Annotated in this window: 13 protein-coding genes; 10 read left to right on the top strand and 3 right to left on the bottom strand. The window is 65.4% G+C overall.

The annotated features are described in order from the left end of the window. Window positions 1–37: 37 nt before the first annotated feature. The 8 genes from JTJ31_RS19390 (at window position 38) to JTJ31_RS19355 (ending at window position 8,311) form a co-directional block, all read left to right on the top strand. Window positions 38–1,018, top strand: a complete 981-nt coding sequence (locus JTJ31_RS19390; RefSeq protein ID WP_207540395.1) for a tripartite tricarboxylate transporter substrate binding protein — start codon at window positions 38–40, stop codon at window positions 1,016–1,018. Between the two features lie 7 nt (window positions 1,019–1,025). After that, a complete protein-coding gene (locus tag JTJ31_RS19385; protein WP_207540394.1) occupies window positions 1,026–1,238 on the top strand; it encodes a hypothetical protein in 213 nt (70 codons plus the stop codon). A gap of 4 nt (window positions 1,239–1,242) precedes the next feature. Continuing rightward, entirely contained in the window at window positions 1,243–2,661 is a 1,419-nt protein-coding gene (locus tag JTJ31_RS19380) for an amidase (protein ID WP_207540393.1), read from the top strand. 23 nt (window positions 2,662–2,684) lie between these two features. Next, a complete protein-coding gene (locus tag JTJ31_RS19375) occupies window positions 2,685–3,641 on the top strand; it encodes a tripartite tricarboxylate transporter substrate binding protein (protein WP_207540392.1) in 957 nt (318 codons plus the stop codon). Window positions 3,642–4,170: 529 nt separating this feature from the next. After that, window positions 4,171–4,827: a GntR family transcriptional regulator gene (locus tag JTJ31_RS19370; RefSeq protein WP_207540391.1), complete on the top strand. Its 657-nt coding sequence runs from the start codon at window positions 4,171–4,173 to the stop codon at window positions 4,825–4,827. 33 nt (window positions 4,828–4,860) lie between these two features. Beyond that, window positions 4,861–6,321, top strand: a complete 1,461-nt coding sequence (locus tag JTJ31_RS19365) for an FAD-dependent oxidoreductase (protein ID WP_207540390.1) — start codon at window positions 4,861–4,863, stop codon at window positions 6,319–6,321. A 32-nt stretch (window positions 6,322–6,353) separates the two neighbouring features. Then, window positions 6,354–7,325, top strand: a complete 972-nt coding sequence (locus tag JTJ31_RS19360) for a tripartite tricarboxylate transporter substrate binding protein (RefSeq protein ID WP_207540389.1) — start codon at window positions 6,354–6,356, stop codon at window positions 7,323–7,325. A gap of 383 nt (window positions 7,326–7,708) precedes the next feature. Next, entirely contained in the window at window positions 7,709–8,311 is a 603-nt protein-coding gene (locus JTJ31_RS19355; RefSeq protein ID WP_207540388.1) for an alpha-ketoglutarate-dependent dioxygenase AlkB, read from the top strand. A 314-nt stretch (window positions 8,312–8,625) separates the two neighbouring features. On the opposite strand, the gene JTJ31_RS19350 is transcribed toward JTJ31_RS19355, so the two are convergent. From JTJ31_RS19350 to JTJ31_RS19340, 3 genes are all read right to left on the bottom strand, one after another. Beyond that, a complete protein-coding gene (locus tag JTJ31_RS19350; RefSeq protein ID WP_207540387.1) occupies window positions 8,626–9,480 on the bottom strand; it encodes a tripartite tricarboxylate transporter substrate binding protein in 855 nt (284 codons plus the stop codon). 121 nt (window positions 9,481–9,601) lie between these two features. Beyond that, window positions 9,602–10,000 carry a RidA family protein gene (locus tag JTJ31_RS19345; RefSeq protein WP_207540386.1) on the bottom strand — a complete coding sequence of 133 codons (399 nt, stop codon included), beginning with the start codon at window positions 9,998–10,000 and terminating at the stop codon, window positions 9,602–9,604. A 311-nt stretch (window positions 10,001–10,311) separates the two neighbouring features. Next, window positions 10,312–10,812: a GNAT family N-acetyltransferase gene (locus JTJ31_RS19340; protein WP_207540385.1), complete on the bottom strand. Its 501-nt coding sequence runs from the start codon at window positions 10,810–10,812 to the stop codon at window positions 10,312–10,314. Between the two features lie 213 nt (window positions 10,813–11,025). On the opposite strand from JTJ31_RS19340, the gene JTJ31_RS19335 reads away from it, so the two are divergent. After that, window positions 11,026–11,658, top strand: coding sequence for a flavin reductase family protein (locus tag JTJ31_RS19335; protein WP_207540384.1), 633 nt, complete (start codon window positions 11,026–11,028; stop codon window positions 11,656–11,658). Between the two features lie 257 nt (window positions 11,659–11,915). Continuing rightward, on the top strand, window positions 11,916–12,920 hold the full coding sequence (locus JTJ31_RS19330) for a Bug family tripartite tricarboxylate transporter substrate binding protein (RefSeq protein ID WP_207540383.1): 1,005 nt from the start codon (window positions 11,916–11,918) through the stop codon (window positions 12,918–12,920). The last annotated feature ends 258 nt before the right edge of the window (window positions 12,921–13,178 follow it).

Below are 13,178 nucleotides of genomic sequence, written 5' to 3'. Positions count from 1 at the left end.
AGACACGACAATGGACGGAGCAGACAGGAGGTCCACGGTGATCCGACAGCTTCCCTCGCGGCGCCAGCTCGTACTCGGCGCGCTGGGCGCCCCCCTCGCGACCGCTGCGCTCGCTCAGCCAGCTTATCCGAACCGGCCCGTGCGGATCGTCGTGCCCTATGCGCCGGGCGGAGGTGCGGACATCCTTGCCCGCGCCATCGGAGAGCGCCTCAGCGAAGTCTGGCGCCAGCCCGTGGTCGTTGAGAACAGGCCAGGAGCCGGCGGATCGGTCGGCACCGAAACCGTGGCTCGCGCCCAGGCCGATGGCTATACGATGTTGATGGCGTCCCCCAGCCATTCCATCAATCCGGCTCTCTACAAAAACCTCCCCTTCGACACCCTGCAGGCCTTCACCCCCATCACCATTGTCGCCTCTGGCCCGCTGGTTTTGGTGACGAACGCGTCCGCGCCGTTCACCGGCCTCAGGCAGCTCGTGGACCATGCCAAAGCCAACCCGGCGCGGGTCGCATACGCCTCCGCCGGCATTGGCAGTTCTCCGCACTTTGCGGGCGAACTTCTGTCCTCCCTCGCCGGCCTCCAAATGACTCATGTGCCCTATAGAGGCACCGGTCCGGCCTTGGTCGATCTCATGGCAAACCGGGTGCAAATGTTCTTCGGGCCCGTTCCCACGATCTTGGAGCATGTGCGCGACGGCCGCCTGAAGGCCCTGGCCGTGACCACCAAGACACGCTTCGCAGCACTGGCCAACGTGCCAAGCGTCGCAGAGCGGGGGTACCCAGACTATGAGTTGCTCCAGTGGTGGGGCCTCATGGTGCCCGCAGGGACCCCGGCGGAGGTCGCAGGAGAGCAATACACCCAGGTCAAGCGCATTCTCGAATCACCCGCGATGCGCGAACGCCTGGCCGGTCTCGGCGCCGAACCGGGCGGTGGCGCCCCTGCTGAGTTCGACGCCCTGATCCGCGACGAGATCCAGCGTTGGACCCGTCTCGTCCAGACAGCCAATCTCACGCCCGAGTGAGGCCGGCATGACCGACCGCGCACCCACGGCTGCACTCGTTCAAGCCATGGCAGTGCAGCTGCGTGGAGAGACGCTCAGCGGCCAGCGCGCCACCGAAGTGGCTGCCGACCTTCGGCGGCTCGCCTCGCATGCCAGCGCAGTGGCAGCCGAGAACGACTTCAACGCCGAGCCAGGGCAATTCGCGGCTACTCTTGTGCATCTCGCCGGTGGCGAGCGATAACGCGATGACCGGGGCGCGAGAAGTTCTGGAGCTGAGCCTCTGCGAGGCGGCCGAAAAGATTCGCGCGAAGGAAGTGACCTCCACCGAGTTGGTCCGCGCCGCCTTGCAGCGCGCCAAGCAAGCCCACGCTGCGGCCAATTGCTTCATCGCCATCGAGGAGGAAGACGCACTCGAGGCCGCGGCCAGAGCTGACGAGGCGGTCGAGTGTGGGGACCAGCTGGGCCCGCTTCACGGGGTGCCGCTCGCGCACAAGGACATGTTCTACCGTGCCGGACGTGTGACGACCGGTGGGAGCCGGCTTCTGTCCGACTATCGGCCCGATGCCACGGCGACGGTCGTCACGAAGATGGAGGCGGCCGGCGCCATCTGGTTGGGCGCCCTGAACATGTCCGAGTTCGCGGCCAATCCTACCGGTCAGAACGAGTCCTTCGGTGATTGCCGCAACGCCTGGGATCAGGACCGGATCAGTGGCGGGTCTTCCAGCGGGTCCGGGGTTGCGGTGGCGCTGCGGGCCTGCTTCGGCTCACTCGGGTCGGACACGGGCGGTTCCGTCCGGCTTCCCGCCGCGCTGAACGGTGTTGTGGGGCTGCGACCGACCTATGGTCGCGTGAGCCGACACGGGATCCTTCCGCGCACATGGAGCATGGACACGGTCGGACCGCTGGCGAGGACAGCGCGCGACTGCGCCAGGCTGCTCGCCGTGATCGCCGGCGCTGACAGCAATGACGCCAGCTGCAGCAGCATGAAAGTCCCAGCCTATGAAAAGCAACTCACCGGCTGCATCAAAGGACTGCGCATCGCCGTCGCTGTGAACTATTTCCAGGACGGTGCCGCAGCTGAGGTCCTAGAGGGCATGACACAAAGCCTTCAGGTGCTGGCGAAGCTCGGGGCCGAAATCGTCGAGGTGGCCGTGCCCGATCCCGAGCGCCTGTACCACCTCGGGAATCTGATTAGCCAAGTCGAGGCAGCGGCCATCCATTCCGACCTGCTGCAGAAGTTCCGCGACGAGTATCCGCTCGTGCTCAAGACGCGGATGGAATCCGGTTTCTACCTCCCCGCCGTCGACTACCTTGCTGCCCTGTCGGCGCGGTCGCGGCTGGCGTCCGAGTTTGCGGAAGCGGTGTTCTCCCAGGCCGACGTCTTGCACGTGCCAACCATCGGGATAACCGCGCCCACCTTCGAAGACACATCACCAAAAAGCTCTGCCGATGTGTTTCCCCTTCTTGCTCGAACGGCACGCAACACGCGTCCCTTCAGCACGATCGGGATGCCGGCGCTTTCGGTTCCCGCAGGCTTCTCCTCGGAGGGACTGCCGATCGCCTTTCAATTGGTGGGACGCCCCTATGCAGAAGGCCTCCTCCTGCGCGTTGCCGATGCATACCAGTGCGCCACCAGCTGGCACCAACGCGCACCGATAAATTGATAAATCAACTGGAGGAACGTCCCATGATCTCACGCCGCGCGCTTGTCGCCTCTCCCTTGCTGCTCGCGCCCACTCTCGCGAATGCTCAAGACTTTCCAAGCAAGCCTCTCAGGGTCGTTGTGCCATTTGCCGCTGGCGGTGGCGCCGACATCGTCGCCCGCCTCGTTGCGCCACGGCTGGGCGAGGTGCTGGAGCAGCCGGTGGTAGTCGAGAACCGTGCAGGTGCCGGCGGCAACCTCGGTGCCGAGGCCGTCATGCGGGCTCCGGCTGATGGTCATACGCTGCTCCTGACCAGCAGCGCCTTTGCGATCAATCCGAGCCTCTACCGCCAAATTCCTTATCATCCCGTGCGGGATTTCGGCCCGATCACGCGGCCCGCCTTGATGCCGAACATCCTCGTTGTCCCGGCATCGTTGCCGGTAAGAAGCGTCCAGGAATTGGTGGAGCACGCAAAATCGCGCTCGCTATCCTACGCCTCCGCAGGGGTCGGCACGGGGACGCATCTGGCAGGTGAGATGTTCAAGCTGCAAACAGGCGCCGATCTCGTGCATGTGCCCTATCGCGGCGGTGGCGCCGTGGTCGCAGACCTGATTGCCGGACGGGTTGCGCTGACCTTCGCCACCCTGCCTTCCGTGATCGAGTTCGTGCAGAACGGGCAGTTGCGTGCGCTTGCGGTGACAACAGCGGAACGCTGGCCAAGCCTGCCTGACGTGCCCACCATGCAGCAGATCGGATTCCCGGACTTCGAGATCAGCACTTGGATTGGGTTGCTGGCGCCGGCAGGTACTCCGAGCCGTGCCGTGAACCAATTGCACCGCGAAGTGGTGCGCATCATCCAGCTTCCGGAGGTTCGTGATCGCTTTGCCACCCTGGGCATGGTGACAGTTGGCGACACCCCAGAGCAGTTCGCTTCCTTCATCAACTCAGAGCTGCGGATGTACGAAAGGCTGGTGAAGGCTTCCGGAGCCAGTCTCGAATGATCTGGAACCTGTGTTGTGGTGGCCTCGGGTAGCCTGCGCCGCCTGGTGTTTGGCGATCTGGCTCACATCACTCTACTTCGCCGCCACAGCGCGTTCCCGTATCATCGCCGCGAGCATCCGGGAGATTGGTGAGGGACGCCTGCCGATCACGTAGGGAGCCACCTCGGAATCTTCGGTCGGCGGCAGGCCAGTTCCAGGGCCGATGATGCGCAGATCCTCTCCAAGGTTTCCTTCGGAGAGGGAGCTACGTCAAAGCCTGCGGCAACCGCTGACCGCATCCCCCCCGGTGCTTGAGCTCGTGAAGGCTGCTCGCCACGCGACACCAGCACGGTCCAATCCTTCGGGTGCTTGAGCGCGAAAGACAGACCGCCAGGGGTGCGGAACCAAGGGCAGCGGCGAGAAATCAGAGTTTTGCCCGCGGGCGTGAGTTGAATCGAAGGCGAAGCCCAATAAACCGGCCAGAGAATGGACTTGACGCCCCTACCCTCACCCTGGTGTGATCGGCCTTGTCGACAACATGTCCACAAGAATGAGCGTCCAAAATATCCGCAAAATCGGCCTCGCCGACGAGGCCTATGGCCGCATCCGTGAAGCGATCGTCGAGGGGCGCTACGCAGCAGGTGACCCGCTCTTCGAGAACCGCCTCTCCGCGGAGCTTGGAATGAGCCGGACGCCCATCCGCGAGGCGCTCCAGGTCCTCGCCCGCGACGGTCTGCTCGAGGTCGTACCGGCGCGTGGCTATTTCGTGCCCCGCCGCTCCCTCGACGATCTGCGCGAACTCTTTGAGTTGCGAGAGGCCCTGGATGGCGCGGCCGCGCGTGCCTGCGCCCTCCGTGCCCAACCGGACGAGGTGGAAGCTCTACGCGCCCTGTGTGACCGATACGATGCCGCCCCTGACTGGACGGAGTGGGCGCGAACCGGGACCGAGTTCCACGCCGCCATCGCCCGGACGGCTCGCAACACTCGCCTCGCCGAGGCCCTGGATCGCCTCAAGCTGCAGATCATGCTCACCCGACGTGCGGAACTGCGCGGCGTGGAGGGACGTCATCGCGAGGCCGCACGCGAGCACCGCGCCATTCTCGCTGCCATATCGGCAGCTGACCCCGATGCCGCAGAGCGGGAGGCACGGCTCCATGTCCGCCTCTCACAGCAGGCTTCGCTCAGGCAGGCAGAAGGCTGGCGGTAGGACTGAAGAGGCACCTAGGGAGGAAACAGGTCAATGAAACCCAGTGAATTGGTCTCAGGCGAGAACGGGTATGTGGTTGAGCCGGCGCGGCGCATTCCAGTAGTGCGTGACGTGGATGTGCTCGTGTGCGGCGGGGGTGTTTCGGGCATCGGCGCGGCGCTGGGCGCTGCCCGTGCCGGGGCGCGCACCATGGTGCTCGAGCGCAACGCCTTCCTGGGCGGCGCCGCCACGGCCGTCATCATGAACACCTGGAACGTGCCCATCCCGCGCATGACGGGGGTCGCGCGTGAGATCGCCACAGAGCTGACCGCGCGCGGCGCTGGCGTTGCCGGTGGTCCAACCTTCCCCTTCGACCCCGAGGGGATGAAATCGCTGGCCGTCGAGATGCTGCAGGCGGAGGGTGTCGAGATCCTCAACTACACCTGGGTTGTCGATCCCATCATGGAGGGCGACCGCATTCGTGGTGTCGTCATCCAGAACAAGTCCGGCCGTCAGGCGATCCTGGCACGCTGCGTGGTGGATGCGACGGGAGATGCCGACATCGCCGCGGCCGCCGGCGCGGAGCACGTCAAGGGCCGTGAGAGCGACGGCAAGATGCGCCCGATGAGCGTGCTGTTCCGGTTGGGCGGTGTCGATGTGCAGCGGGTGGTGGAGTATTGCCGCTCCCAGCCCAAGGAGAACTTCACCGCCGATCCCAACTTCCACATCCTGGAGCCGGAGAAGGGTCTCGTCCGCTTCTCCGGATTCTTCGACATCGCAGAGCGCGCCCGGGCTGCCGGCGAGCTTCCGCCCGAAGTGCACTACCTCCGCATGGAGGGCGTGGATGTCGAGCGCGGGATCGTCACGGTCAACAACGCCCGCGTCTACGGCGTGGACGGGACGAATGCATGGGACGTGACGCGCGCCGACATCGAAGCGCGGCGCCAGAACCGCATGATCTTCGACGTCATCCGGCGCGACATCCCTGGCTTCGAGAAGGCCTTTGTACTCGACAGCTCGCCGACCGTCGGCGTCCGGGAGACGCGGCGTGTCCGCGGCCGTTATCTCCTGACGCAGGACGACAACCAGGCGCAGCGCCGCTTCCGCGACAGCACCGTGCGGGTCTGGCGCCACATGGCTGCCGGCCGCGATTGGCACAAGGCAGAAGGCGGCGAAGGCGCGCCGAATGATGCAGTCTACCGCACCGCAACCACCGAACTCACCTGGTTCGAGATCCCCTGGGGTGTATTCCTGCCCAATGGGGTCGAGGGCATGACCGTGGGCGGGCGCGTGCTTTCGGTCAGCCACGACGCGGATATGTGGACGCGCGGCCAGTATTGCTGCCTCGTGACCGGACAAGTGGCGGGTGTGGCCGCCGGCCTTGCCGCGAAGCGGAACTCCGTGCCCTCCGCCCTGGAGGTGGAAACCTTGCAGCGCGCGCTGACGGAACAGGGCGTCGATATCGGCTCGGCCGGCCGAAATGCCGACGAGCCTGCGGAAGAAGCAGCCGTGTAGCGGACCGACAACGAGAAAGGGAGGAAGCAGCAATGAACATCACCCGTCGTCACGCAGCCATCCTGCCAGCCGCGCTTGCCATGGCTGGCACTGCCGCGGCGCAGCCGGCATTTCCGTCTCGTCCTGTCACCCTGGTCGCCGGCTTCCCTCCCGGCGGCACCGTGGATTTGCTGGGACGAATCCTGGCGCCGAAGCTGACGGAGCTTTGGCGGCAGCCAGTGCTGGTGGAGAACCGGCCTGGCGGCAGTGGCATCGTCGCCTCCCAGGCCGTTGCCGCCGCGCCGCCGGACGGTCACCTGCTGATGATCGTGCCTATCACCCACGTCACCAACGCCAGCCTGCACCGCAGCCTGCCCTTCGACCCGATCGCCGATTTCACGCCGATCACCCTGATGGCGTCGCTGCCTCTGATGCTGGTGGTGGGCAACAACCAACCCGCACGGAATGTGACGGAGCTGATGGCGCTGGTCCGCGAGCGGCCAGGGCGGCTGAATTGCGGCTCTGGCGGGAATGGGACCTCGCAGCACCTTGCCTGCGAGTTGTTCAAGAGTTCGGGCAACCTAGACATCGCCCATGTGCCCTATCGTGGCAACGCCGCGGCCCTGACCGACGTCATGTCGGGTCAGATCGAGATGCTGTTCGACCAGATGGCGGTGGCCGTCCCGCATGTGCGCGAGGGGCGCGTGAGGGCCCTGGCGGTCACGACCGCACAGCGCTCGCCAGCGCTGCCCGACGTGCCGACAGTGGCGGAGGCTGGCATCCCGGGCTTCGAGGCGACGGCTTGGTTTGGCCTGGTCGGCCCGCCGCGCATGGCGCCGGAGGTCGCATCGCGCATTCAGCGCGACGTCGCTTCCGTGCTGGCCCTGCAGGACGTGCGCGATCAGCTTTCAAACCAGGGCCTCACGCTGGTCGGGGGCAGCCCGGCCGAGTTTGGGACCTTCCTGCGCAGCGAGATGACCAAGTGGTCGGAGGTCATCCGGCGATCCGGTGCGCGGGTAGACTGAACCAAGCAGAGGATTCGGGGCTGCTCGAGCGGACCGGCCCCGCACCGGAGTTTCACGGGACCACCGATGGCCTCCTTCCATTCGGTGGGCCAGACAGAGCGTAAGTATCCTATCGCAAAATGCGACGTACGCGGATGCAGGGTCGTCACTACTCCTCGATCATGGGCCAGAAAGAATTTGCCGCTTGGCGCACGCTGATCCGCGAAACGGTCCGGCGCGCCAGCTCCAGCCCGCGGAATGAGCGGGGAGCGCCTGCGCTGGGGTCGGGGCAGGATCGGTCAGGCCTTCGACCTCTGCGTCCGTCGGCACTCGCCAGGCATGCCGCACCTCACTCCCACATTCTTACGCCGGCTCAACCGCTGCGGGCGCCGCTGATTTCATCAATGATGAAGCCAGTTCAGCACAGCCTTTTTGAGCCGAGCCAATCCTTGCCGGAGGGATTCCGGTATCAGCCCGATCTGATCTCGCCCAAGGACGAGCGCGCGCTGGAGGAGCAGCTGGCGAAGCTCGCTTTCACGGAGTTTGAGTTTCGAGGCTATGTGGGCAAGCGCCGGACCGTTTCCTTCGGCTGGAGGTACGATTTCATCCGGCAGGAGCTGCAAAGGGCCGACGACATTCCCACCTTTCTGCTGCCGCTGCGCGAGAGCGTTGCCGCCTTTGCCAACCTGGATGAGTCCGGCCTTGAACACGTGCTGGTGACCGAGTACGGCCCCGGGGCGCCCATTGGCTGGCACAGGGACAAATCCGTTTTTGCGGAGGTGGTAGGGGTTTCCCTGCTATCTCCCTGCCTGTTTCGCTTGAGGCGGAAGCGCAGCGACGGCTGGCAGCGCGCCTCGCTCACCCTGGAGCCGAGGTCGGCCTATCTGCTGTCAGGACCGGCACGAGTGGATTGGGAGCACAGCATCCCGGCCGTGAGCAGCCTGCGCTATTCCGTGACCTTTAGGAGGGTACGCTCCGGGCAGGCAAGGATGCTGCCCATCGGCTGACGCGCAAGGCGGCGCAGCAATCTTTGAACGGTAAGGGCCGCCTCTCAGAGCGCCGCGAAGCCACCTCGGCATTGGCTTCACCCACGCGCTGACGATGAGCGGCGCCGAAGCGGAAGCCTTCGCCGACCTCGTTGCAGGAATCCTGCGCAAGGATCGATTGATTCCAGTTCTCGTGACCTATGACTCACAAGGGCTTCCACGACGCGGCGGGCCCATTATGGGCCTATAGTAATGACGGCGGACGCCTCGCCTGGATTATGGGGGCAAGCAGGCAGCAGATCACGGCCCGCCCACTTGATATGCGCCAAGGACTCTCACGGCCTGATGCCAAGTTCGTCGAGCAGGGCGCGCTTCGACGCCACGTCGGCCTCGATGGCGGCGCCGAAGGACGGGCCATCGCGGAACGCGACCCGCTCGCGCAGCCGGTCGGCCGCCGTGCGATAGGCCTCCGACCTCAGTGCCGCGGCGCAGGCCCGCTCCAGCGCTGCCCGCACATGTGACTCCAGGCCGGCAGGCGCCACGACGCCACCGATCACCGATTGCGTGGCGGCGAAGCCCTGAGCAGGGAGTGTCGGCACCTGAGGCAGATGCGGGTGCGGCTCATTGGAGAAGATGCCAAGCAGGCGGAGACCCTGCGCGTCGGCGAGGCTCGCAGTCAGGGAGCCCGCCACAATGTCGCCCGAGCGAAGGGCAGGCACGACCGGAGCGTCGCCACGATAGGGCACGTGCAGCATCTGCACGGCGGCGGCGCGGACGAACTCTGCCATCGCAAGATGCGCCGCGCTGCCCGTCCCGTTCACGCCAAAGGACAGGGCGCCTGGGCGCGCCCGCGCGTCGGCCGCAAGGTCGGCCGCCGTCCGATACGGGGCGTCCGGAGAAACCGCGAGCGCGAAGATCAACTCGAAGGTCTGGCACACCGGCGTGAAGGATGAGAGGCGGTAAGACAGGTTCGGGTTGAGGTGCGGCTGAAGCCCAATTGACGTCGAAGTGGTGAAGCCGATCGTGTACCCGTCCGGCCGAGCCTGCGCGATCGCCGTCGCGCCAACCGATCCCGCGCCACCGTCGCGGTTCACCACTGTCACAGGCTGCCCGAGTTCGGTCCCCATGGCCTGCGCGACGGCACGTGCAAGCAAATCGGTCGCACCGCCCGGCGGAAAGGTGACAAGCATCTGAAGCGGCCGGCTCGGAGAGAAGGCGGGCGCCTGCGCCGTGGCGGGCCCGTTGGCCGCTACTAACGCCAGGAGGCCCAAACTGGCAAGAAACGATGGCCTCGCCATTCTTCCGCGCCCCTCAGTCTTGAACGACGGCGATCGCGCTCATCTCGATGAGCGCCTCGGGCGTCGTCATCTTCGGCGTCTCGACCATCGTGGACGCAGGCGGCGCGCTGGTAAAGTACCTGCGGCGTACCGCATGGATGGCGTCGAAATGCTCCATGTTGCGGACGAACACGTCCACTCGGCAGATGTCGTCCAGCGTGCCGCCCGCTGCCTCGACCGCGGATTTCACGTTCTCACAGACCTGGACCGTCTGCCGCTCGATGTCGCCGACGCCCACGATCTTCCCGTCCGGGCCTTTGGCAAGCATACCTGAAATGAAGACGAGCCGCCCACGTGCCTCGACCACCGTCGCGTGTGAGAAGTGTCCACTCGGCTTGCCAATCTTCTCCGAGGTGATCTGGGTCTTGGGCATTGCTTGCGCCTCCGCGGTTCTTGGACGTTCTGCGGAGTATGAGGCGGCGCCGTCGAGGACATCAAGTATGTGGCCGGCCGTAGGGGAGAGGCACAAGGAAACGGGTCGGCGTCCCGAGCATGCTGAAGACGGGCACATCATGGGAGCAGCTATCGGGCAAGATGGCTGCGGGAAGCGGCGCGTGATGGTTTCTTCGGAAGCCTTGCGACCGGTCAGGCTTGATTCCCTGCCGACCGTCCGCCGTGGCGGCCAAGAGCTCATGGCTGAAGCTGTTGGTCCGCTTCGAGCCGAGTGTGGACCTAGCGGCCCCCTCACGGAGGCCAAGCCATCAGCACCTCGTCGTGGTACTCTTCGCCGATCTTCAGGGCCCGCCGTTCCAGGCCATACTTCTCGAAGCCGGCGCGCTCATAGAGGCGGATCGCGACCTTGTTCGTCACAACGACCGTGAGCCGCACTTGCTCGACCGTACCCAGTGCCTGCTGGAGCACCCGTGTCACCAGGGCCGCCCCAAGCCCTGTCCCCCTTGCCCTCGGCTCAACGTACATGCCCCAGAGGACGCCCTTGTGCCTCTGCTTGGCGCTATCCGGGACGTGGAATCCCACGATACCGATTAGCTCTGACGTCTCAGCCGAGACCCCGCCAAAGATGATGTTGCGCTCCAGACTCTCCGCGAACCAAGCCAAGGGTTGAGCTGCCTCCTCTTCCCAGGAAGCGCCGAACGCTTCCGGGTGCGCGCGAAGGCCGTCAAGGCGCAGCTTCCGGTAGCGGCTCACATCCTGCGGTAAAATGCCGCGAATCTCGAAGAGGGCCATGGTCGTCTCCTCACCCCCTCGTCCCACCGTATCGACTCGCGACGCTATCCGAGAAGGGCTGCCGCAAACCACTGCCGAGCCGTGCAGCGGTGCTACCGTTCTCTGCGCGACTGCGCCACCTCCCTCGTCCGCCCCACTTCCTCCGGAGGGGATTCGTGACACTGTAAGGTCCCCATCATCCAGGCTTTCAAGATCATCAGCAAGGAACGCCGCATGTTCTATGAACCCCGTCTCGGGCACGGTCTCCCCCACGACCCTTTCAAGGCCATCGTAGCTCCACGGCCGATTGGATGGATCTCAACGCTCGATCGCGAGGGACGCGCGAATTTGGCGCCGTACAGCTTCTTCAACGCCGTACATTCGCGTCCACCCATGCTCGCCTTCACAAGCGAAACCATGAAAGACAGCGCCGGGAACGCGCTGGCGACCGGCGAGTTCGTCTTCAACCTTTGCAGTCGCCAGCTCTTCAACGCGATGAACGTCTCCTCCGATACATTGCCGGCTGGAGCAAGCGAGTTCGAAGCGGCCGGGCTCGAGGCGGCGCCATCCCGGATCGTCGCGGCGCCACGCGTTGCCGCGTCGCCGGCGTCGCTGGAATGCAAAGTCGTAAGCTCGATGCAGCTGCGTGATCTGGAGGGTAATATGCTGTCGGGCTGGATCATCATCGGCCAAGTCGTGGGCGTGCATATTGACGATGCATATCTCCGCGATGGTCGGTTCGATACGCTCGCCGCCCAGCCTCTGGCGCGTTGCGGCTATCGTGACTACGCCGCCGTCACGGATCTGTTCGAGGCATTGCGGCCCACCGATGGCGACGAATACCGATCAGGACAAGGCGATAAATGACGTCTGACCGCGTCTGCTCGGAGCCGGAGGTTCATCATGACAGGATGGCCACCTGCGAAGATTCTAGGTGGCGGGCACCGACCGTGCACCGCCAAGCGGTGGTGTGCCCCAGACGGTGAATGACCCTTCTCCGCCACAAAGTGGATGGCATCACTGACGATACTGCCGCTCAGCAACCGGCGGTTCAGGAACGTGAATCCAGTTGCGCTCGCCAGGGCGCAACGTCACCGTGGCCTCCTCTAGCAGAAGGCCGATCCATGCCCGTCTCCCGCCGGCACCTTCCCCTCTTCACCGCGGCAACCTTACTCGGTGGCGTCTCGCCGCATGCTTCTGCGCAGCCGCGTCCGCCAGCAGTGGGCGTTGCTGGCTGGCCCAGTCGCCCGGTGCGTCTCATTGCCGGCTTTGCCGCAGGCGGGCTGGTCGACGTTTATGCGCGCTTGGTGGCAGAGCGTTATACGCAGGCCTTCGGCCAGCCCTTCATGGTCGAGAATCGCCCAGGTGGCGGCGGCACCTTGGCGAACGAGCTCGTGGCGCGCGCAGATGACGGGCATACCTTCCTCGCCACGTCCATCTCGATGTCGGCTGGTGCCGCGCTGCGAGCCGGCCAGATCGGCTACGACGTCCTTCGCGATTTCGCGCCCGTGTCGCTCATCGCAGTGGTGGCAAATGGCGTCCTCGTTCACCCCAGCGTACCGGCATCGACCATTGGCGATCTCGTCCGGCTGTTGAAGGCGCAGCCGCAGCGCTGGAACTGCGGCTCACCCGGGAGTGGCACGTCTGGCCACTTAGCCCAGGAGTATTTCAAGCTGCGCACCGGGACGGAGTTCGTGCACGTGCCATACCGTGGCACCGGCCCTCTTCTCACTGATTTCCTGGGTGGCCAGGTCCAGATCGTCGTGGATAACCTCCCTCTCTATATGCCGCATGTCCGCGATGGCCAGTTGCGCCTTCTGGCGGTCACGACGCCCGAGCGTTGGCCAACGGTTCCGGACGTGCCAACCGTCGCGGAGACGGTCGCGGAGAGCTTCAGCGTTCGCGCCTGGTTTGGAGTCGTGGCTCCTTCCCGCACGCCCGCCGCGGTTCTGGACGCAATGAATGCCACAACCGTGGCCGCGCTGGCCGAGCCTCGCTTCGCGGATGCGATCCGGCAAGGTGGCGCGGAACCGTGGGCGGCGAGCCGGGCGGAGTTTGCTGCCTTCCTGCGCGAGGACATGGCGCGCTGGGCCGAGGTGGTTCGGCTCTCGGGAGCACGACCTGATTGATTGGGTGCTTTTACGAAGAGCTCGTTGCAGCTCGGTTGGAATAGTCACCGCGAACGACTGCGCCAGTGGGCGGCAGGGCGGATGGCCTATCTTGTACTGGGGCCGTCATCGGGGCAGGGCGACGAGCCTGGGGCAGCGCGCGCTGGCGCAGGCCGTTTGCGAGCCTTAGTCGCGAAGTGCAGCGCCCAACCCCGGTCATCCATGAAACGCTGCTCATAATGCTATGGTCTCCTTGTCCCTGCACGGCGCTGTGCCTAG

This window comes from Sabulicella rubraurantiaca (genome assembly GCF_017355885.1).
Classification (GTDB): domain Bacteria; phylum Pseudomonadota; class Alphaproteobacteria; order Acetobacterales; family Acetobacteraceae; genus Roseococcus; species Roseococcus rubraurantiacus.
Note: the sequence above shows the minus strand (reverse complement) of the source record. Positions and strands in the feature narration are given on the sequence as shown.